20 protein-coding genes and 1 other annotated feature are annotated in these 22350 nt (G+C 33.8%); of the genes, 13 read left to right on the top strand and 7 right to left on the bottom strand.

All coding sequences use genetic code 11. The features are described 5' to 3' along the window. Nucleotides 1-62: 62 nt before the first annotated feature. Nucleotides 63-809 carry a YjbA family protein gene (locus tag I5818_RS17325; RefSeq protein WP_078110578.1) on the top strand — a complete coding sequence of 249 codons (747 nt, stop codon included), beginning with the start codon at nucleotides 63-65 and terminating at the stop codon, nucleotides 807-809. A gap of 52 nt (nucleotides 810-861) precedes the next feature. Here the strand turns inward: I5818_RS17325 and I5818_RS17320 are convergent, their stop codons facing one another. Next, nucleotides 862-1032, bottom strand: coding sequence for a hypothetical protein (locus tag I5818_RS17320; RefSeq protein WP_158022229.1), 171 nt, complete (start codon nucleotides 1030-1032; stop codon nucleotides 862-864). 311 nt (nucleotides 1033-1343) lie between these two features. Further along, a complete protein-coding gene (gene trpS / locus I5818_RS17315; protein ID WP_058004813.1) occupies nucleotides 1344-2333 on the bottom strand; it encodes a tryptophan--tRNA ligase in 990 nt (329 codons plus the stop codon). Between the two features lie 128 nt (nucleotides 2334-2461). Then, nucleotides 2462-2711 (bottom strand) — a binding site (T-box leader). Between the two features lie 135 nt (nucleotides 2712-2846). On the opposite strand from trpS, the gene I5818_RS17310 reads away from it, so the two are divergent. The 5 genes from I5818_RS17310 (at nucleotide 2847) to pepF (ending at nucleotide 8759) form a co-directional block, all read left to right on the top strand. After that, nucleotides 2847-3419 (top strand): GNAT family N-acetyltransferase, encoded by a 573-nt coding sequence (locus I5818_RS17310; RefSeq protein ID WP_058004814.1) that lies wholly within the window; start codon nucleotides 2847-2849, stop codon nucleotides 3417-3419. Between the two features lie 347 nt (nucleotides 3420-3766). Next, the gene (spxA, locus tag I5818_RS17305; RefSeq protein ID WP_058004815.1) at nucleotides 3767-4162 is read left to right on the top strand and encodes a transcriptional regulator SpxA; all 396 of its coding nucleotides are present in this window, start codon (nucleotides 3767-3769) and stop codon (nucleotides 4160-4162) included. A gap of 702 nt (nucleotides 4163-4864) precedes the next feature. Further along, nucleotides 4865-5521 carry an adaptor protein MecA gene (gene mecA / locus I5818_RS17300; RefSeq protein WP_058004816.1) on the top strand — a complete coding sequence of 219 codons (657 nt, stop codon included), beginning with the start codon at nucleotides 4865-4867 and terminating at the stop codon, nucleotides 5519-5521. 149 nt (nucleotides 5522-5670) lie between these two features. After that, on the top strand, nucleotides 5671-6855 hold the full coding sequence (locus tag I5818_RS17295) for a competence protein CoiA (protein ID WP_078111537.1): 1185 nt from the start codon (nucleotides 5671-5673) through the stop codon (nucleotides 6853-6855). An 86-nt stretch (nucleotides 6856-6941) separates the two neighbouring features. Next, nucleotides 6942-8759, top strand: coding sequence for an oligoendopeptidase F (gene pepF, locus I5818_RS17290; RefSeq protein ID WP_078110301.1), 1818 nt, complete (start codon nucleotides 6942-6944; stop codon nucleotides 8757-8759). Between the two features lie 913 nt (nucleotides 8760-9672). On the opposite strand, the gene I5818_RS17285 is transcribed toward pepF, so the two are convergent. The 4 genes from I5818_RS17285 to I5818_RS17270 all read right to left on the bottom strand — a co-directional run bounded on the left by I5818_RS17285 (nucleotide 9673) and on the right by I5818_RS17270 (nucleotide 12459). Continuing rightward, nucleotides 9673-10545, bottom strand: coding sequence for a ClpXP adapter SpxH family protein (locus I5818_RS17285; RefSeq protein ID WP_058004819.1), 873 nt, complete (start codon nucleotides 10543-10545; stop codon nucleotides 9673-9675). Beyond that, nucleotides 10542-10943, bottom strand: a complete 402-nt coding sequence (locus I5818_RS17280; RefSeq protein ID WP_058004820.1) for a globin domain-containing protein — start codon at nucleotides 10941-10943, stop codon at nucleotides 10542-10544. Before I5818_RS17280 ends, I5818_RS17285 begins: the two co-directional genes overlap by 4 nt. A gap of 178 nt (nucleotides 10944-11121) precedes the next feature. Continuing rightward, nucleotides 11122-11763, bottom strand: a complete 642-nt coding sequence (locus tag I5818_RS17275) for a lytic transglycosylase domain-containing protein (RefSeq protein ID WP_058004821.1) — start codon at nucleotides 11761-11763, stop codon at nucleotides 11122-11124. A gap of 123 nt (nucleotides 11764-11886) precedes the next feature. Further along, nucleotides 11887-12459 (bottom strand): CYTH domain-containing protein, encoded by a 573-nt coding sequence (locus I5818_RS17270; protein ID WP_078110300.1) that lies wholly within the window; start codon nucleotides 12457-12459, stop codon nucleotides 11887-11889. Between the two features lie 147 nt (nucleotides 12460-12606). On the opposite strand from I5818_RS17270, the gene yjbM reads away from it, so the two are divergent. Genes yjbM through I5818_RS17255 form a run of 3 tightly spaced genes read left to right on the top strand, consistent with a single transcriptional unit; the run spans nucleotide 12607 to nucleotide 14972 of the window. Then, a complete protein-coding gene (gene yjbM, locus I5818_RS17265) occupies nucleotides 12607-13257 on the top strand; it encodes a GTP diphosphokinase (protein ID WP_058004823.1) in 651 nt (216 codons plus the stop codon). Between the two features lie 31 nt (nucleotides 13258-13288). Continuing rightward, the gene (locus I5818_RS17260) at nucleotides 13289-14083 is read left to right on the top strand and encodes an NAD kinase (RefSeq protein WP_058004848.1); all 795 of its coding nucleotides are present in this window, start codon (nucleotides 13289-13291) and stop codon (nucleotides 14081-14083) included. A 19-nt stretch (nucleotides 14084-14102) separates the two neighbouring features. Next, nucleotides 14103-14972 (top strand): RluA family pseudouridine synthase, encoded by an 870-nt coding sequence (locus tag I5818_RS17255; RefSeq protein WP_078110299.1) that lies wholly within the window; start codon nucleotides 14103-14105, stop codon nucleotides 14970-14972. A 238-nt stretch (nucleotides 14973-15210) separates the two neighbouring features. On the opposite strand, the gene prpE is transcribed toward I5818_RS17255, so the two are convergent. Further along, on the bottom strand, nucleotides 15211-15945 hold the full coding sequence (gene prpE, locus I5818_RS17250) for a bis(5'-nucleosyl)-tetraphosphatase PrpE (protein ID WP_078110298.1): 735 nt from the start codon (nucleotides 15943-15945) through the stop codon (nucleotides 15211-15213). Between the two features lie 369 nt (nucleotides 15946-16314). Between prpE and I5818_RS17245 the strand changes: the two genes are divergently transcribed. The 4 genes from I5818_RS17245 to I5818_RS17230 all read left to right on the top strand — a co-directional run bounded on the left by I5818_RS17245 (nucleotide 16315) and on the right by I5818_RS17230 (nucleotide 22338). Beyond that, on the top strand, nucleotides 16315-18171 hold the full coding sequence (locus I5818_RS17245; protein WP_078110297.1) for a monovalent cation:proton antiporter family protein: 1857 nt from the start codon (nucleotides 16315-16317) through the stop codon (nucleotides 18169-18171). A 202-nt stretch (nucleotides 18172-18373) separates the two neighbouring features. Next, nucleotides 18374-19156 (top strand): enoyl-ACP reductase FabI, encoded by a 783-nt coding sequence (fabI, locus tag I5818_RS17240; protein WP_078110296.1) that lies wholly within the window; start codon nucleotides 18374-18376, stop codon nucleotides 19154-19156. 258 nt (nucleotides 19157-19414) lie between these two features. Next, the gene (locus I5818_RS17235) at nucleotides 19415-20890 is read left to right on the top strand and encodes an NTTRR-F1 domain (RefSeq protein WP_071976870.1); all 1476 of its coding nucleotides are present in this window, start codon (nucleotides 19415-19417) and stop codon (nucleotides 20888-20890) included. Between the two features lie 161 nt (nucleotides 20891-21051). After that, a complete protein-coding gene (locus tag I5818_RS17230; protein ID WP_390883608.1) occupies nucleotides 21052-22338 on the top strand; it encodes a nucleotide sugar dehydrogenase in 1287 nt (428 codons plus the stop codon). The last annotated feature ends 12 nt before the right edge of the window (nucleotides 22339-22350 follow it).

Below are 22350 nucleotides of genomic sequence, written 5' to 3'. Positions count from 1 at the left end.
ATATTTTTACTGCCCTTTGCCCATACTGTTGGATAAACAGTTGATGCAAGGGGGTTAATAAAATGCTGTATCTTCATGATGTGTGGGTAAATTGGTTTGAAGGGGAAGAAAATGGATATAATATTTGCCATTTTCATGAATGGAGAAGGGATGATACGATAGAATTATTAGATCAGGTCCCACTTCTATTCGTTGAACCCGTATTATTTAATTACATAGAAAATGATTTGAGTGAACTTCCTTCGGAATTGATGAATGAAGTATACCAAAAAGCCTTTTTAAGAAAAAATCATGAACGTGTACAACTGGATTATTGTTTTGTTATTACTGATGGAAAAGGGATATTGGCAGTAGATACGATTGGTTATAATATTCCAATAAGAAAAAGTAGATTAATTCCACGACAAGAACAATTAGTTTATGAGATGATTGGTCAACATGAACCGGCGAAATATACTTTTGAAAAAGAACAGGCGATCAAAGAGCATCATATTCTCTCACCTAATCCTGAAATTATGTGCGGTCTCACAAGAAAGGAAAGACAACTCAAACAATTACTTTTTATGGCGTTAGATCAATTATATTCTTCTAAAAACGCCGCGGAAATACGTTACTGGTATACTGAATGGTCGCCCGAACTTTATGCGGAAATCCAAGTAATGGATTTTGAGGATGTCTGGAAACGACTGTATGAAGATGTGAAGAATGGCTGGACTGAGAAACACTCTAATCTATGTGAGAATTTAATTAAAGGACAACCTTTTTTTGAAAAGTTATGGGAGTTAGAACATGGACCGAAAGTTAATTAGGTGATATTGATTAGGCTGTCGCTTTTGACAGCCTTAATCACTTTACTTGTTATTAATTTGTACCATGACAAACCCCTTTGTTATTACAACCTGGAGCTGGTGTTCCACCACCGTCATGAATATTTTCATTATTCTTCGCACTTGCAGTTTGTGCAAGTGGACTAAATGACAAGCAAGTTAATAAAACCAGACCGGAAACAATAGAAATTATTGATTTTTTCATGAATATCACCCCCTATATTCTCTATATTATTAATACTCCAAACATTCATGTAATTCCTCCTCTATTTTTAATAATTTATTTTTATTTTTTCGTCGTATAATCTTATAAAAGGAAAAGACTTGTATTTTTACAAGTTTTTTTTAGTAGTTAAGGCACTTCCTTCTAAATAGGAACATTATCTAAAAAACAGCTATTTTCCATTACTAATCTTTTTGCTTATTGTGAGATAATCTTGTAGAATAGCAACATTATTTAATTAAAAGCATAAAAAAAACTACAGACATATCTGTAGTTTTTATACCAACCAATTATTATCTTCTCTTTCTCCCTAAGCCCATACCATTTTCCATTTTCTTCACCATTTTACTAGCTACTTTATTTGCTTTTTCAGCACCCATGTCTAAAATTCTATCCAGCTCATCAGATTCGATTAATTGATAATATCTTTCTTGAATGGCTGAAAGTTTTTTAACGAGAACTTCTGCCAGGCCGCTTTTAAATTCGCCGTATCCTTTGCCTTCATACTCGGAAACAATATCATCAATTGGTCGGTTATCGATAATAGAATATATGGATAACAGATTGGAAATTCCTGCTTTATTCTCCTTGTCAAAACGAACAACTCCATCTGAATCTGTAACTGAACTTTTAATTTTCTTTTCGATTGTCTTTGGATCATCAAGCAATGAAATAAATCCTTTCGTATTTGGATCCGACTTACTCATTTTCTTTGTTGGATCTTGTAAAGACATAATTCTGGCTCCGACTTTCGGTATGCGAACCTCAGGAATTGTGAAAATATCATTATATTTCTTATTAAATCTTTCAGCTAAATCTCTTGTTAATTCAAGGTGCTGCTTTTGGTCTTCACCTACTGGGACGAGATCCGTATTGTAAAGTAAAATATCTGCTGCCATTAATGGTGGATAAGTTAATAAACCGGCAGTAACAGAATCTTTACCTTGGGATTTATCTTTAAATTGTGTCATGCGTTCTAATTCACCAATATAGGCAACACATTGGAGCATCCATGCAGCTTGGGCGTGCGCAGGAACTTCTGATTGAACGAAAAGAGTAACTTTTTCAGGATCAATCCCGACTGCGATATAAAGTGCAGCTAGACTGCGAATGTTTTTTCGAAGCACTAATCGGTCTTGAGGGACAGTGATAGCATGTTGATCGACAATACAGAAATAGCAATCATATTCATCTTGAAGCTCGACAAATTGCATTAATGCTCCGATATAGTTTCCTAATGTAATGGTGCCTGAGGGCTGAATCCCTGAGAAAATTGTTTTCATATTGTTAATTCCTCCTATGTTTCTTGATTGACATTTTAGTATGGAGTTATTTCATGAGAATCCTGTATAGGATTTTCATGATCAGTTCTTTTTCTCCAAACAACAAAAAAACCATTCATCCCTATAAAAGTAGGGACGAATGGTTTGATCCGCGGTGCCACCCTAAGTGCTAAAAAAATTAGCCAGCTTAGTACCATGTGTAAAACATGGAATCTCGTTAACGAGAGATTAATCGCCAAAAACTAATAAGATCAAAAAAATCCGTTCATTTTTGATGCTCAAAAGTCCATTCCATAAGCTTTGCTTGTTTGTTTTCACCAACCACAAACTCTCTAAAAAGCAAAAATCAAATGTACTATTCTTTATCATAGCTATATCGATAATAAAATTTTACCATAGTATATCTGAGAGGGAACAAAATGTCAATAAAAAGGGGAAAATAATTGGAATTCGGTTTAAAGGAAAATGTGATGGGTAATATAATCATAAAAGTAATAGAGAGGAAATAAATCGATGCATTGGTATGAAAAGCTCAATCAATATTTTCCCATAGAGGAAATGAAATCAAAAGAGCATATGGAAGCTCTATTAAAGGAAAGAAAGGATATTTATCATAAAGATGAGGGGCCTTATCATGTTTTAATGTATGCAGAACTGCCAAACTTTATTTTTATCGATTATCTTTTTGTCTCAAAGGAATCCCGTGGGCAAGGCATTGGCCATAAATTGATGGAAAAAATGAAGAAAAAGGAAAAACCAATTATTCTTGAAGTAGAACCAGTAGACTATGAGGATTCAGATACTGAAAAACGATTAAAGTTCTATAAACGGGAAGGGTTTGAGCATGCGTCATCCATCGGTTACGCTCGTAGGTCATTGGCTACGAATGAAGTGAATAAAATGGAAATTCTCTATTGGTCCCCAGGACATGGCAATGAGGAGGAAATATATGAAGCGGTTGTAAAAACATATAATCTCATTCATACCTATAAAGATGAAAAATTCTATGGTGCCTCATATGAACCAGTACATGATGTTGTAACTTTTAATGAAAATAATCATGAAGATATTTTAAACGATCTATAAAATAGTGATTGAGATTGATAATCAATGATAGAAAATAGGTGTTGTTATTATAGGAAATATACGAAGTAGGGTGTAGTTATTTGGCAACACATCTATATGACTATTGTCACAGGGCTGTCATTTTTATAAGGGACGAAACTCATTTTTTGAAAAACTATATTCATTATTGTACAAATAGTGTATAATACATAATATAGATTTTTAATTTAAAGTCATTTTAATCTAAATGAGTGTGTTATAAGCTAAATTGACAATGATTTTAAATTTATTACTATAATATAAAATCCTTATTCATCATTTGTATTGAATGATGAATACAAAATATAGTTAAGGAGTGTGAATGATAAATGGTAACATTATACACTTCACCTAGTTGTACATCATGTAGGAAAGCAAGAACTTGGCTAGAGGAAAATAACATTGAATATAAAGAGAGAAATATTTTTTCTGAACCACTTAGTTTAGATGAAATTAAAGGTATTTTGAGAATGACTGAGGACGGTACAGACGAGATTATTTCTACTCGTTCAAAAACTTTCCAAAAGTTAAATGTAGATTTAGACACATATCCACTTCAAAAGTTATATAAATTAATCCAAAAAAATCCAGGATTGCTTAGACGTCCGATTTTAGTTGATGAAAAACGTCTTCAAGTTGGATATAATGAGGATGAAATACGTCGTTTCTTACCACGTAAAGTTCGTACTTACCAATTAATCGAGGCACAGAAACTTGTAAACTAAATTAGATTTAAATAAATGTTTTTTTATCGCCAAACGCCTTCATACCAGCATTAATTGGATGAAGGCGTTTTGTTTCATAACATGCTTGGAGTCTATCAATTATTTTACAGAAAATTTTGTCTTGAATAATTTATATAAATCAGCTAAAATTAGCAAAACAATAAGCACATAACTAACACTCTGTTGTGAGTTGTAAAATTTGGCAGTTAGAAATTTACTAAAAGTCTATATGGAATGCCCTTTTCTGAAACATTGTTTCTAATGAAGTTAGGTTTTAAATAATAAATATCGGTTGAAGATTGCAACACCATTTTTATTACTAAGAAAAGTGCCGCAATCCCTAGAACTGCTGAATCATTTATTAGGTGTAAAAGCTGGAGGTGGGCTTTGATCAAAGCATCAAATTACACCACCTAGCTTAATGAAAAAACACTATGCATGCAGAAAAAAGAAGCTTTTAATAAGGTTAATAATAAGTAGCTAACTTCATCTTTTATGGGTATTAGTGGATTTTAAAATTGGGAAGATATTTTATTTCCAATTAACTCACTTTTATCATAAAATAGGAGTACAAGTGTAAAATATTATTTATTAAAGTGGAAGTTTTTCAAAATATAGCAACTTTTATTAACTATCATACACTGGCCTTTTTATGGGGGAACAGTCCCTTCATAACTTTCAAATAGAAGGGAGAGTAGATGTATGGAAATTGAACGAATTAACGAGAATACTGTTAAGTTTTATATATCTTATGTCGATATTGAGGAAAGAGGCTTTAATCGCGAAGAAATTTGGTATGATCGTGAACGAAGTGAAGAGCTCTTTTGGGAAATGATGGATGAAATTCATCATGAAGAAGAATTTGTTCCCGAAGGTCCTTTATGGATCCAAGTTCAAGCATTGGATAAAGGCCTAGAAGTACTTGTTACTAAGGCACAGCTTTCTAATGATGGTCAACGATTTGAATTACCAATTTCTGAGGAAAAATTAAAGGATTTACCTATCAATGATCGGATAGAAGAATTTCTTGATGAGCATTTTCAATCTAAGCAATTTTTAGATGATAATGATACATTAGAATTTATGTTGGGCTTCAAAGAATTTGAAGATGTAATCTCATTATCAAAGAGAACTGAATTAGATGAATTACAAACAAAATTATTTTCTTTCAAAAATAAATATTATCTATATGTTGAGTTTCCAGATGATCTATTCGAGGAAGAGGATATTGATAATTTATTAAGTATTCTACTTGAATATGGAGATGAATCGTCTTTAACCGTACATCGTCTCCAGGAATATGGTAATCTAATTATTGATGAAAATGTATTTGCAACTATTAATAAATATTTTCATTAGTAAAAAATGAGGATGGGCTTTTATAGATGCTCATCCTTTTTTGTTTGTGTTTTTTTAAACTAAAACTGATTATGTTAATCGCTGTTTCTAGTAGGACTTTTAATTGAATCCATCGAATAGTAGTAAGAAAGGATGGTGATCAATTAAACATGCTAACGGCATTAAATGAAACTGGAGAGTTAGTTAATTTAATCTTTGCTCAGGAAAAAGGAACATCAATCAATAAAGATCAACCCTTTTTCTGTCCACATTGTAAAGCGAAAGTAGTCTTAAAAAAAGGAAATGTAAAAATTCCTCATTTTTCACATCTTCCATTTGCAATTTGTGGTTCAACCTCGGAACCAGAGAGTGCATTCCATCTACAGGGAAAAATTGATTTATTTAAGTGGCTACATTATAAAGGTTTGACTGTAGAGGTGGAAAAGTATCTACCTAAAATACAACAACGACCAGACTTATTGGTATGGAAAAAGAGAAAAATATATGCTATTGAATATCAATGCTCTTCCATACCGTTAGATAATATGATTAAACGAAGCAGGTGTTATACTTCTGTAGGTATAGAACCCTTTTGGATCTTTGGTGGAACGCTTGATATAAAAGGGAATCACCACTTAATGAATATATATCAGCTAAATGACTTTCACTGGGCATTTACCCAGTTTCATAGAGATGATCAAATACACCTTTTTAGTTATGACCCCAATACAAAAAATTTCTCCCTGCTATCCCATCTTACCCCCGTGACCATAACAAAAGTATTAGCAAGTCAAACAACACTTCCACTTTCAAAGCTTGACTTTCCATTTAATTTTTCAACCAGTTCCATCAATATTGATTATCGTTTCTGGTTAAATGAAAAGAGAAAATGGGTGCAAAAAAAGATGATCTATGCGAAAAATTTAAAGGATCCTTTCTTAAATGCTATTTACTATAACAACCATTCTCCTTTGCTATTGCCGCCTCAAATTGGTATTCCCGTAAATTTCATGGGCATATGTAAGTCTCACCCAATCGAATGGCAATATTATCTTTGGTCCGACGCCTTTATTCATACAAAAAAAGGGGGAATGATTATTCTGTCAAATCTGGAAAGGACATTTCATAAACGTATACAAAGAAAGCATATAAAAATGAGGCAGCTTCCACTAATAAGACATGATTTTATTAAGCAAATGATCTACCAATATCTAAAAAAACTCACCTATTTAGGTTATTTAAATGAAATTCAAAAAGGACAGTTTCAGATGAATAAATCATTTTCCATTCCAAACAATATAGAGGATATGATAAAGCTTGAAGAAGAGATGGAAAAGAAATTATATAGTGAATAATCATATTTTTTGCAGGATTTTTTCATTTCGCATAGAATGTTATTATAGATATAAATTTCGATTTTCGAAAGAATGGAGGCATCATAATGACTAATACAACAACAAAATCACTACCAAGCCGAAATGAGGTTCAGGAAGAGCTAACTTGGAGATTAGAAGATATTTTTGCCAATGATGAAGCTTGGGATAAGGAATATAAAGAAGTAAAAGAATTATTACCAAGTGCAGAGCAGTTTAAGGGGAAACTAGGAGATAATGCAGAGAAACTTTTCGAAGCATTAACTTTTCAAGATGAGGTTGCTGAAAGATTAGGCAAGTTATATGCATACTCTCATATGCGTAGTGACCAAGATACTACCAATTCATTTTATCAAGGTTTAGATAGCCGCATGAATAGTCTCCTTGCAGAAATGGGGAGCGCATTTGCTTACTTAGTTCCAGAGATTTTATCTATTGATGAGGATAAATTAGCAAGTTTTCTAAATGAAAAAAGTGAATTACAAGTGTACAAACATGCACTTGAACAAATTAATCTCCAAAGACCACATGTATTATCAGCAGATCAAGAAGCATTATTGGCACAAGCAGCAGAAGTGATGAATGCTTCTAGTAATACGTTTGGTATGTTAAATAATGCGGATCTTGAATTTCCAACCATTAAAGATGAGAATGGCGAAGAAGTGCAAATCACACATGGTCGTTATACTCGTTTCTTAGAAAGTGCTGATCAACGTGTTCGTAAAGAAGCATTTGAAAAGCTATATGAAACATACGGTAATTTCAAAAATACATTTGCTAGTACATTAGGTGGTCAAGTAAAACGAGATAACTTCAATGCAAAAGTAAGAAATTATCAATCTGCACGTGAAGCGGCATTATCAAATAATAATATACCTGAAAGTGTTTATGATAATCTGGTGAATACCGTTAACAAGAATCTTCATCTTTTACATAAGTATGTGAAGCTGCGTAAAAAGGTATTAGGTGTTGATGAACTACATATGTATGATTTGTATACACCTCTTGTTAAAGATGTAGAAATGAAAGTAACATATGAAGAAGCAAAAGAAATGGTTTTAAAAGGTCTTGCCCCATTAGGTGAAGAATATCAAGAGATCTTAAAAGAAGGCTTTGAAAATCGATGGGTTGATGTGGTTGAAAATAAGGGGAAACGGAGTGGTGCCTATTCATCCGGAGCATATGGAACAAATCCTTATATTTTGATGAACTGGCAGGACAATGTGAATAATCTTTTTACCTTAGCACATGAATTTGGTCACAGTGTTCATAGTTATTACACAAGAAAAAATCAGCCATATACGTATGGGGATTACTCAATTTTTGTTGCTGAAGTGGCTTCTACATGTAATGAAGCTTTACTAAATGATTATTTATTAAAAACGATTGATGATGAGCAAAAGAGAATTTATTTACTTAATCATTACCTAGAAGGCTTCAGAGGTACAGTTTTCCGCCAAACGATGTTTGCAGAGTTTGAACATTTAATCCATCAAAAAGAACAAAATGGAGAAGCATTAACTGCCGAAATGCTAACGAAAGAATATTATGAGCTGAATAAAAAATATTTCGGTGGAGATGATATTGTAATTGATGAACAAATAGGATTAGAATGGTCACGAATTCCACATTTCTACTACAATTATTACGTTTATCAATATGCAACAGGTTTTAGTGCTGCAACTGCATTAAGTGCTCAAATTCTTGAAGAAGGGAAACCTGCGGTTGAACGTTATATTAAGAATTTCTTATCTGCGGGTAGTTCAGATTATCCAATTGAAGTGCTAAAGAAAGCAGGCGTGGATATGACTTCTTCACAACCAATTGAAGCAGCATTGAAGGTGTTTGAAGAAAAACTTAATGAGCTTGAAAGCTTATTATCATAATAAAAGGAAAGAGAGGGTGCCAAAATTTGGTACCCTCTCTTAATGGAAACCACGAAATTGATTTCGGTTGTTTAAGTAAAGAAGAAAAATAAATAAAGCTATAAAAAGAATCGGACTCGTAATAAAAAGGGGAAGGAGCTTCATGAGTCCAAGAATGTTCATACAAAATGCAAGGAGGATAAAAACACTGAACATAGGAATCATAAATTTTTTCATTTGAAAGTAAACTCCTTCCGAATATTCTTTCTCTTATATAAGCATATGATCAATCGGATTGCATTATCACTTGTTTTTGACAATATTGTGAAAGTCTTAACATAGACTTGCACATACAAGTTAAATCATGCTATAGTAAGGGTGTGAAGTTGATCACAAACAAACATATACCCCTTTGTTTGACCGTGAAAAATTTCTCCCATCCCCTTTGTTCGTGTTGAGAAAGGCCTTGTATTTGCAAGGTCTTTTTCTTATGCTATAAAACCTTGGTGTATAAATATAAGGGCTGTTTTTATATAGTTTGCAGCTTTTGTAAAAGCCATACTACCGGCCAATACACCTTATAAAATAAAGGTTTGATTGTTCTTATATGGTTTGCAGCTCTTTTCTCAGTGAAGTGAAGGACTTGCCGAACTATTTTATTAGTATCTAAATAGCAAAAAAAACTTAAACAAAAAAGAATTTGACGCTTAGCCAAATTCTTTTTTTATTGAATATGAAAACTTTAGTACAGTTTCTAAAGTTAAGGCAGTCTTGATACGGTCCATCGCCTAGCCCCTTGAGGTCCAATAAAGAGCAGACTTCATTGGGAAAATCCAGAACCGATATGCTTTTAGAAAGGTAAAGTTCACCCTTCCTGGAACATTTGCTTGTTGAGACTTACCAAAGCACTTGTGCTTTTATTATTATCGATAACCTATTTAGTTTCTTTATCAATATAGCTCCAAAAAGTACCGTATTTCCCTTTTATTACTCTTACCTTCTGTTGTAATACCCATTTTTTTAATTCTTTTTCTACCTCGGTAATTGACATATCATAGACCATTGCTATTTCCTTAGAAGCTACAAGCTTAAATATTTTTAGAAACTGTTCCAATGATGGTAACTGGGCGGGCACTGGTTTTTCATCTAGCATTTCTTGAATAATTTGAACATAAACCTTATATGGATAAAGACCGGTTATTTTTAATCCTTCATCTTCAATATTTTCATTGAAAAATACAAGTGAAGGAATTTCACTTACTTCCATTTCAGATAATATTTTTAAATCACATTGAAAAGCTTTTGCTGCACTATCTGAATGGATATCATTCAAAAATTCATCAATATCTAAGTTGATACTCCGAGCACACTCAGTAAGAATATCTAAATTCGATACATTTTGCTTTTCCAGAAACAAAACCTCTTGGACTTTTCGCAGAAACCTGATACCCGCTTTTCTTCCCTGTAATTCAGCCGCTTTAATAGCAATAGATGGAAGATAGGGGGTTGAAATAGGGTTTTCAAACCAGAGATCACCATCACACGACATTCCAGTTCTATTTGCTGTTTTCTCCCAAAGTTGTGCAATTGATTCATACTTCTTAGAGCTGAAATTCAACCGGGTTAGATCGGTGCTTAAAACATGCTTTAAGCGGAAGTATTTCCCGTATTCAAGCTGTAGCTTTTTGATGATTGGCTCTAATGCCCAACATTCAGGACATAACGGATCAACAAATATATAAATTTCCAAAGGCTTCTTTTCTGCATTTAAACAGCAATGATAGTTAGGAAGTAGATTATCTTTCAATTTTCTTCACCTATCACTGTGTCAGGTGTGTTGACCATATGCCTTGCGGTAAGTACTAATCTAGAAAAAAACTCATCACGTATTGTTCCATCTAATTTTATTTCATCCATTGCTTCACTCATACATGATAACCACGCTCTCGCACGTGTTGGCGTAATCTCATGTGGAAGATGGCGCGCACGCATCATTGGATGTCCATGTACTTCAGTATAAAGTTTCGGTCCACCTAAGTATTCAGTTAAAAACATTTTTTGTTTTTGTGCAACTTCCGATAAGTCATCTGGAAAAATTGGGATTAGATCGGGATGTTTCGCTACTTTAGAGTAAAATGCATCAACAAGATTATGCAGTGCTTTTTCCCCGATTACCTCATACGGTACAATACGTTTACCTACCATATGAATATCTCCTTTTAATATATAATTGATCATGTACGTTTATTGTAGCAATGGGAGTAAAATAACTCAAACAAATCGCTTTTTCATTATTATATTTTGTTTTTTGGAGCAAAATATCCAGAAAAGACTAAAAAAACGCTACTCTTATTCATCAATAGGAATAGCGTTTTCGTCAATATTAACTATAAAAATGATCTGTTACCTTTTTTACGTAATTTTGTGTTTCTTTAAATGGCGGAATTCCATCATACTTGTCAACATTTCCTGGTCCGGCATTATAAGCCGCAAGTGCTAAGGAAACATTTCCATTGTATCGGTCAAGCATGCTTTTTAAATATTTGCTCCCAGCCAATACATTTTGCTCGGCGTCGAAAACATCGGTTACCCCTAAGCTTTTGGCTGTTGATGGCATAAGTTGCATTAAGCCTGCTGCACCAGATCGACTAACAGCATTTGTGTTGAAGCCAGATTCTTGATGAATCACTGACTGGATTAATTTTGTAGGCAAATTAAATTGCTCACTTGCCTTTTGGATAATAGCTTCAATATCTTTAGGCGCAGTGATTTGTTTTACGGCATTCATTGGTGTAGAGTTTACCTGCGTATAATTGAAATTCATTGGCAATGGAGTGCTTAATGAACGATATAGACTGGAGGATTGGTCCTCCTCGCTTGCAGAATTTAAAGAGTTTTGTAATACACTTGCTAATACCTCTTGAAAGAGTGAACTAGTATTAAAACTTTGTGAAGGTGTTGAGTTTGAAAAATTTTGAAATGCTTGAAGCTCTAATAATGTTCTAAATTGGTTAACTGTTGTCATTTCATTGTTCCTCTTTTATTTATTGATTGTTGCTTTTCGCACTTAGAATAATCCTTTAAAAAATCAGGATTCGAGCTCTTTTTTTCGATATAGTTAACCTTTAATAACAAAAGTAACAAAGTATTAGAAAAGAGCCTTATAGAATCGTACAATTTTATTATCGGTTTTTCGAATCGGAATGTTTAGCTGATTCATTAATAAATGAAAATTCTTCTTTCCTTGGTGATAGTCAGTCACTTCATATTCTATCTCATAATCTGTTACATTTAAATAGGAACTAATGTCAAATACAAGTAATCCATTTAACACTTTTTTTTCAGCACGTTTGGTCGTTAAACAACCAAAATAGGTTAAATCATCAAGTGGTATGTTCATTCCTTCGAGCTTGTTCCGTACTTCATTGTTTGGAAGTTTTCCAATAGAAATCATTTCGTTAAATTCACTCGGAGTGATGATTTCATTGGTTTCTAATAATCCAACATCAGCAGGCTGTTTTAGTGTTAACTCATAGACATCCTTTTTATGTCGTATCCGTAGGGCACAGCTTTTTTTTCTTAATAAAAAGGATGGAGTATCAAAATAATAATTATCCTGACTGTGAAAATCCTGATCTTTTACTGAAAATGTACTTTTAATATGTTCAAATTCTGATTCAGTAACGATGTTTTTAAATTCAATTTCAATTTCACTACTCATTTTTTTCTCCTATAGTCTCATAGTATAATTCATGTCTACATGCATTTTATCAATAGTTGTCTTGCGTGTGCAATCTAGAAATATGGTAAAATGATAATGAAAAGGAAAATGGTCTCCATATTGAGTTTTGTGTTAGAGGTGATGGGAATGAATCATTGGGATCAGTTTTTGGCTCCTTATAAGCAAGCGGTAGATGAGCTTAAGATTAAATTAAAAGGTATGCGGACTCAGTTTGAACAGGAACATATTCACTCGCCAATTGAGTTTGTAACAGGTCGCGTAAAACCAATTGCGAGTATTTTAGATAAAGCAATGCAAAAGGGCATTCCTCTTGATCAATTAGAATCAGAAATGCAAGATATAGCAGGTCTTCGAATGATGTGTCAATTTGTGGATGATATAAAAAAGGTAGTCGAATTGATAAGAATGAGAAATGATTTTAAAATTATTGAAGAAAGAGATTATATTTCAAATAATAAGCCCAGTGGATATAGATCCTACCATGTAGTGATTGAATATCCAGTCCAAACGATTCATGGCGAAAAAAGAATTTTAGCCGAAATTCAAATCAGAACCTTAGCGATGAATTTCTGGGCAACCATTGAGCATTCATTAAATTATAAATATCGAGGGCAATTTCCTGAAGACATAAAAATGCGTCTTCAGCGAGCAGCAGAAGCAGCATTCCTACTTGATGAAGAAATGTCTGAGATCCGTGAAGAAATACAGGAGGCTCAGGTATTTTTTACGAAAAATAAAGAAAAACATAAAAGTGGAACGAAAAAGACTATGGAATAGAAACAATTGTTAGGGGAGAAGGTGAGTGGATATGAAGTTTTCAATCACTTCAAAAGGAAATGCAGAATCGAATCGCTTAATGCATAAAATCCGTACATACTTACAAGATTTTGGTCTAGAATATGATGAATCACAGCCAGATATCGTTATATCTGTTGGTGGAGACGGTACATTACTATACGCCTTCCATCGTTATAGTTCACGATTAGATAAGACCGCTTTTGTTGGAATACATACTGGTCATTTAGGATTTTATGCCGACTGGGTTCCAGAAGAAATAGAGAAACTAGTTATTGCCATTGCTAAAACACCTTACCAAGTGGTGGAATACCCATTACTTGAAGTTATTATTAGGTACCAACATGGTGGGAAAGAAACTAGATATTTAGCTTTAAATGAGTCCACCGTTAAATGCGTCGAAGGTACATTAGTAATGGATATAGAGGTAAGAGGGCAACATTTTGAACGATTCCGTGGAGATGGTTTGTGTATTTCAACTCCATCGGGAAGCACAGCATATAATAAAGCCCTTGGTGGAGCGATAATTCATCCTTCACTAAAGGCAATTCAATTAGCTGAGATGGCATCAATTAATAATCGAGTCTTTAGAACAATTGGCTCTCCATTAATTTTTCCTGGTCATCACACCTGTACGTTAAAACCTGTGCGAGAACAGGATTTTATGATCACGATTGACCATTTGACTCTATTACATAAAGATGTAAAGTCAATTCAATTCCGTGTCGCGGATGAAAAAATACGATTTGCCCGTTTTCGTCCATTTCCATTTTGGAAAAGAGTGCATGATTCATTTATTGCTGATTAAATGATAACGGAGGATTACAGTGGCATCATACTCATTACAATGGTTCATAGATAGTAAAGATGAAGGAAAAACCATCAAACAATTTTTAAGTGAGCAGTATATATCACGAAGACAACTAACGGATATTAAATTCTCTGGTGGAAGAATTTTAGTGAATGGTAGAGAAGAAAATGTTCTCTACCATTTATGTAGTGGGGATAGTCTTGATATTATTTTTCCTCCAGAAAAAAGCAGTGAAACATTAATCGGTGAAGAGATAGCATTAGATATTCGTTATGAGGATTCAGATATATTAGTTATTGAGAAGCCTCCTTTTATGAATACTATACCTTCCAGGGAGCATCCGAATGGAAGTCTTGCCAATGCAATTATCGGTTATTATCAGAAAAAGTCGATAGAAGCAACAGTTCATATTGTCACTCGTCTTGATCGAAATACATCGGGGTTAGTTCTAGTGGCGAAACATCGTTATATGCATCATTTATTAAGCCAAATGCAGCAAAAACGCCAAATCAAACGGACTTATGAAGCTCTTGTTAGCGGCGTAATGGGTAATCGAAGCGGAACGATCGATGCACCAATCGGCCGTAAAGACACAAGTATTATTGAAAGAGAAGTAAGAGCAGATGGTCAAAGTGCGCGCACGAATTTTGAAGTGTTAAAGCAGTACAAAGATTATTGCCATTTAAAAATATGGCTAGACACAGGTAGAACTCATCAAATTCGTGTTCACATGTCTTATACAGGACATCCTTTGTTAGGAGATGAATTATATGGAGGAGACATCTCAAAATATAATCGGCAAGCGTTACATTGCAGTCAGTTAGAATTTTGCCATCCGATCTCAAAGCAGCAATTTATCTTTCATAGCAAGTTCCCATTTGTGTAAATTATAAATACTTAGTCGGGCAGTGTTAACTGTAAAATCAGGCAGTAGGGCTTTTATAAAAGCAAAAATATATATAATAGTCCTAGTTTACTTACAGTAAACTAGGAGTTGAACGGACATTAGGTACAATATTTGCGAAAAAGTAAGAGGATGTACCCTATTTAACCAAATAACGGTACCTATGTCCGCAACCAAAAGAAAAAAATCTCACAAATAAGGGAAAGGCTATCCAAAAAATTCAATTAAATGTTCGAAACTTCTCCGAAACAAAAGGCATGGAGGATGGGACAGATACAACTTCCATCTCCGGATAGCGTAATGCAGTTAGTTGTCCACCGAAGACGGCTCCAGTATCAATGTTCACTGTGTTTCCCACAAATCTTGCCTCACATACAGGTGTATGGCCGTAGACGATGAATGGCTTACCTGTATACTGCTTGGCCCAATCTCTTCTAACAGGTGATCCATCTTCATGCTTTTCCCCGGTAATATCACCATATAAAACAAAGGTTTTAACACTTTTATGGAATTTACCTATGTAATCTTCCTTTATGCCGGCATGAGCAATAAGTAGTTTTTTATGATCTAACACTTGATAAAGTGGTGATTCCTCATATAACTGCATAAACATTTTTTTATAATGATTTTCTTCTTTGTTCGTGCATGCTTTAAGCTCAGCTACGGTCGTTTCTAATCCATGTGTGATTTGAACTTTTCTTCCTAAAAAATAACGATAGAGTTTATTACAATGATTTCCCGGTACATAATAGGCAAGCTGTTGGTTCCACAGCTTCCATACAATTTCAATAATTTTTAATGAGTGTGGTCCACGATCTGTTAAATCACCAACAAAACCTAGTTTTCTTTGGTCATGGATAGGGTAGCCGGAACTCCAATCATATCCAAGTTTTATCGTTAGATTGTAAAATTCTTCGTAACATCCATGTATATCACCAATAATATCTATTTTCATCCCAAGTCTCCTTAGTTACATCATTTTTTACTATATTTTTTATGATTCTTTTAGGTTTCATGCAAAATAACAATAATTAGTGGAAATATAAAAATAGTTAAAATAAATTGTAACAAATTTTAATGGTTATTTAACGACAAGCAATAAAAGTTTTGTTAGTATATTGAGATATAAAAAGAAGGCTGTTTTCTTTTAGTATCATTTTGTTTTGTAAAAGCTCCACTACTGGCTTTTTACACTTCATTAAGGGTTCAGCGTTCTTATGAAGTTTACAGCTCTTTTCTCAGTGGAATGAAGGACTTGTTGATCTTCAAGCTATTTTTATTAGTTCTTAATAAAGAAAAGAGTAGAAAAGAAAGGGGAGGAATTATGGAAGGTGGATCACTTACTTCAATTGTAATAGTAGTTGTAGCAGCGTTCCTAACACCACTGTTACTTCACCGCTTTAAATTGAATGTTATACCTGTAGTAATTGGTGAAATAATTGTTGGTTTAATAATAGGGAAAAGCGGATTTGATTTAATCGAGAAGGATATGTGGCTTCAAACATTATCGACTTTAGGTTTTATTTTTCTAATGTTCTTAAGTGGCTTAGAAATAGATTTCACCGCATTTTCTGGTGGGAAAAAGTCAATAACCTTACCAAATGGGAAAAAGGAACCAAATCGATTAAAGGTAGCAACCATCATATTTATTGGTATCCTAATCGTTTCTATCCTACTTGCCTACTTGTTTGTATTTATAGGATTAATGGATGATGTCATGTTGTTAACATTGATTATTTCTACGATCTCATTAGGTGTGGTTGTACCGACATTAAAGGATGCCCACATAATGAAAACGGGAATTGGTCAGATCATTTTGTTAATTGCAGTGATTGCAGATTTAGTTACGATGATTTTACTGACCGTTTATGTCTCTTTAACGAGTGGTGGCGAAGGGAATTTATGGTTAATATTGATTTTATTTGCTGCAGGGGTTTTTCTTTATTTCATTGGAAAACGATTTAAGACAAGGGCTCTCTTTGAGAAGCTTTCAAGGGGAACAACACAGATTGGAACTAGAGCTGTTTTCACCCTGATACTTGTTCTTGTTGCACTTTCAGAATCTGTTGGAGCGGAAAATATTTTGGGGGCATTCTTAGCAGGAACACTTGTCTCATTGTTAGCACCGAATCAGGAAATGATTCGCCAACTTGATTCATTTGGGTATGGTTTTCTTATTCCTATATTCTTTGTTATGGTTGGGGTTGATCTAGATCTTTGGTCACTACTCAGCGATAAACACTTGCTCTTATTAATTCCATTATTGATTCTAGCATTTTTAATCTCTAAGTTTATTCCAGTATTCTTATTGAAAAAATGGTATGATACTAAAACTGTTGTCTCATCTGCATTCTTGCTAACGTCAACATTATCATTGGTCATTGCCGCAGCAAAAATTGCTGAAAGAATTGGGGCAATTACAGCAGCAATGAGTGGGACATTCATATTAGTGGCTGTTATTACTTGTATCATTACACCGATTTTATTCCGAAAGATTTTTCCAAAGGAAAATTTACAAGAGAGAAAATTAAAGGTTTCACTTGTAGGAGCGAACCAACTAACACTATCAGTTACAAGAGAGTTAAGTTCGAAATTATATGAAGTAACACTCTACCATACAATATTAGATAAAGAAGAAAAACAAATAGCGAGTTCACTTTTTAATGTTAAAGAAATTCATGATTATGAGGTTGCTACATTAGAAGCAGAAGGTATTTTTTCATCAGATATTATTGTGATAATGTCTGGAGACGAAGAAGTAAATGCACCACTTGCTATTGAAGCAAAGCATCGGAAGGTAGAACGAGTCATTGCACGAATTGAGACACCGGATCTTCAAGAAATGCTAAGAAATCAAGAAGTAGAGGTATTTTCAACATTGCTTTCAACGCAAGCCTTGTTGAGATCACTGATCGAATCACCGAGTGTAATGAAAATATTGACAAACCAAGATACATCATTACATGAAATTAATATGCTCAATCATGAATTCGAGGGCATGACATTGAGGAAGTTTCCATTTACAGGAGATGTCATCTTTGTACGGATTTTCCGTGGAAAGGACTCTATTGTTCCGCACGGAGATACGGAATTGCATATGAATGATCGATTAATAGTTACCGGTTCTAACGAATATGTAGATGATTTAAAGAGAGAATTAGAATTTTGTGAATGGTGTTAGGTTATAAAATTGAAAGAAGCTGGTTATTTCATTCATACTAGCTTCTTTTCTATCAATAATCATATATTTGCTTTGCAAGAGGAGTTAAATCATGTAATATTAGTACTAGGTACTAATAACTTGTGATAACTTGTTGCGAAATTTACATTAAAAGTAAAAAATATAATTGTACTTATACATAAACGAGGAGGAATATTCAAAGATGAATCTTTCTTTACAAGGAAAAACATATGTAGTGATGGGTGTAGCTAATAAACGAAGTATTGCATGGGGAATTGCACGTTCTTTACATGAGGCTGGTGCACGATTAATTTTTACTTACGGACGAGAACGTACGGAGAAAAGTGTTCGTCAGCTTGTCGAATCATTAGAAACAACTGACTCAATTATTTTACAGTGTGATGTAACAAGTGATGAACAAATTCATTCTTGCTTTAGCAAAATTAAGGAAGATGTTGGTACGATTCATGGAATTGCTCACTGTGTGGCCTTTGCTAATAAAGAGGAGCTAAGCGGTGAATTTTTAAATGTTACACGTGAAGGCTTCCTTCTTGCACAAAATATTAGTTCTTATTCACTTTCTGCTGTGGCAAAGGAAGTAAAGAATTTAGAATTAATGTCTGAAGGTGGAAGTTTCGTTACGTTGTCCTATTTAGGAGGAGAACGGGTGATGACGAACTACAATGTTATGGGTGTGGCAAAAGCTTCACTAGAAGCTAGTGTGAAGTATTTAGCAAGTGATCTTGGAAAATATGGAATACGTGTTAATTCCATATCAGCAGGACCAATTCGTACGTTATCTGCTAAAGGGGTTAGTGATTTTAATACCATTTTAAAAGAGGTTGAAGAGAAAGCTCCTTTACGTCGTGTAACGACACAGGAAGAAGTAGGCGATACGGCTGTGTTCTTATTCAGTGAGATGTCTCGTGGTATTACTGGTGAAAATATTCACGTGGACTCTGGGTATCATATTATTGGATATTAATGAATCTCAAAGTAATTAAAAAACGGGGTAGTCTGAGTTTATTAACAGACTATCCCGTTTTTTTGTATGTTACAGGCTTAACACCTATTTTTGTATTTTTCGACAACTGTACCTTACGGGCAAGGTCTAATATTTATATAATACATTAACCCGATAGATAAGGAGGTAAAGTTTGATTATTAGAACAAAACTTGATGTATTCCAAAAGAATATAGAACATTCTGGAATTAGATTATTCAGTTATCGGAGGAATTCATTTTGAAAATTTTAGCACTAATGACCTTTGATATATTCAGGTTTTCACTTGGAGCAGCACTCGAAAAATTAGGTCATGAGGTAAAATATTTAGGGGAATTTGATGCTAGTGATCTTGAGAAGGAAATACTTGATTTTCAACCGGATATGGTTATCGATATGGGATGGGATGTTTGGCAGCAAGATAAATATCAAGATGGAGAACTTGAGTCCATTCGTGACATAATAAAAAAATATCAATTATTTCATTTATATTTTGCCGAAGAGGATTGGCTCCATTTTGAAAGGTGGTCAAAGCGTTATTGTAAGATTATGCAACCATCCTTTGTGCTAACTAGAAGTCCATTAACCATTCGTGGATATGAAGAAATGGGTATTCCAGCTACTTTTTTTGATGTTGGTACCAATCCAGATTTTCATAAACCATCTGCTACTAATCCGGAATATGCATGTGATGTAGCTGTTGTCGGTACGGGTAATTTTACAATCGGAGAAATACGCTATAAGAGTGTAAATGATTTAGTCGTGCCATTAATAGATACAGATTTAGATGTGAAAATATGGGGAAGAGATTGGGACGTATTAGATTGGTGTTATTTAAATAAGAAGATACCTGAACACATGCTTAAAGGAAAACTACCATTCACGGAAACTCCTTCTGTTTTTAGCTCCGCAAAAATTTGTATTAGTTTACAAACCTGTAATGATCAACTTAGCAGTCGCACACTAGATATATTATCCTCAGGAGGATTTTTGTTAACTTCCAATACAAAGGCTGTTCGAGAGAAACTCCTTCCTGGTGTGAATTGTGCAGTTACTAATTCGCGTGAAGAAACACTAGAATTAGTTTCCTATTATTTGCAAAATGAGCAAGAAAGAATACAAATCGCTAGTGAAGGTCATAAAACTGCAATTGAGAAATTTTCCTATCAAAAATCACTTTCCACCGTTTGGCCAGAAATTGAGAGGGAATGGGCAAGAAACCAACCACTTCAATTAAGACCATCCTCACAAAACTTAATAAAGAATGGGGATTTTAAAGAACCACTGGAACTAGATTGGGTTACTCATCATGCAGAATTAGTAGAAGATAAGGGATATAGAGGTTCTGGAAGTATTAGGTTTATGGATGGAGAGGAAAATGCATTTATTCAACAGAAAGTTACCGTTGAACCTTATAAGAACTACCTTTTAACCGCTTGGTTGGCTAAAGAAGGGGAGAAGGTTGGAGCACCTATAAATATAATCATTTATTATTATACAAAAGATCATGAAATTATAGAAATTGGTTTATATACGTCCCTTTTCTCAACTGACACGAGTGATGTATCCGAAAATAAATGGTTTGGTTTTCGTACAGTAACATTAAATGTACCAGAAAATACTGATTATGCGCAAATTTTAATAAATAAGCTTCCTCACAAGGATAGTGCCCCTGTTCTTCTTTCATTATGTGAATTAAGGGAAATTGTTTTATAAGTGTAATAAGAGGAGCCAATTAACATACAAAATCATTATTTTTTCGGCATGAAAACCTAACTTCAACTACTATTTATCGAAAAATAGTGTCTTGTACCTTTCGAAATAATTATACGAAACATAATTTGTAAAAGAACATTTCAGAAAGGGGCAACAAAGTGATAAAAGACAAAACACAAAAAATAGCAGTGATCGGTTTAGGATTTGTAGGGCTTCCATTAACGATGCTCTTAGTAGAAAAAGGTTATAAAGTCATTGGTATTGATATTGATAAGAAAAAGATTGAATCCATTAGAAATAGCAGAAGTTATATTTCAGATATAAGTGATGATAGCTTAAAAAATGCAAATCAGTCTAAACGATTTTTGGTCACTACAAATAATGACGAGATCACAAATGTGGACACAGTCATCATTTGTGTACCAACTCCTTTAAATCGTGATAAGTCACCCAATTTGGATTATGTAGTAAGCGCAGCAGAATCAATTCAGAAAAGGATTCAAAAAGGTCAATTAATTGTTTTAGAAAGCTCAACATTTCCTGGAACGACAAGAGAAATCGTTCAACCAATTCTTGAGAAAAGTGGCTTACAAGCAGGTAAAGATTTTCATCTTGCCTATTCTCCGGAAAGAGTAGATCCTGGAAATCAGCATTTTGGCATTGAAAATACACCTAAAGTAGTGGGTGGCATTACTGAAACATGTAAAAAGGTTGCAGTTGAACTCTATTCACATATCTATAATGATGTGGTACCTGTATCTTCATCAGAGGTTGCAGAGTTTACGAAACTATTAGAAAATACTTATCGATTTGTCAATATTTCTTTTATTAATGAAATGGCAATGCTATGCAATGAATTGGGCATTAATTTATGGGAGGTTATTGAAGCTGCAAGTACAAAGCCTTACGGATATCATCCGTTTTATCCAGGTCCTGGTGTAAGCGGCCATTGTATTCCAGTTGATCCCCTCTATTTACAGTATATTATTCAGCAAAAAGGATTAAATAGTCAGTTTATACATTTATCAGATCAGATGAATAAAGAAATCGTTGATTATATCGTTAAGCTTACATTTAAAATAGCAAATAAAGAGAATCCTACTATTCTTATTTATGGGGTCACTTATAAAAAGGATATTAGTGATGTAAGAGATTCCAGAGCCATTGATATTTTTAAGGAACTATTAGTACAAGGGGCACAAGTAGATTATCATGATCCCTTTGTTCCGGAAGTAAATATTAGCGGGAAAAGAATAAAAGGTACTGTGATTAATCCACAAATGATAAGTAAATATGATGTGGTTCTTATTTTAACAGATCATACACAAATTCCTGCAGAAGCAATTGCTCAACATGCAAAAGCGATTTTTGATACAAGAGCTGTGTATAAAGACGTCGATCTATTAAAAGGAAAAATTAAGCAGTTAGGAAATGGGTTATTTGTATGACTTGATTAGCAT

It is taken from the genome of Heyndrickxia oleronia (genome assembly GCF_017809215.1).
GTDB lineage: Bacteria > Bacillota > Bacilli > Bacillales > Bacillaceae_C > Heyndrickxia > Heyndrickxia oleronia.
This window is presented reverse-complemented; position numbering and strand designations above follow the sequence as displayed.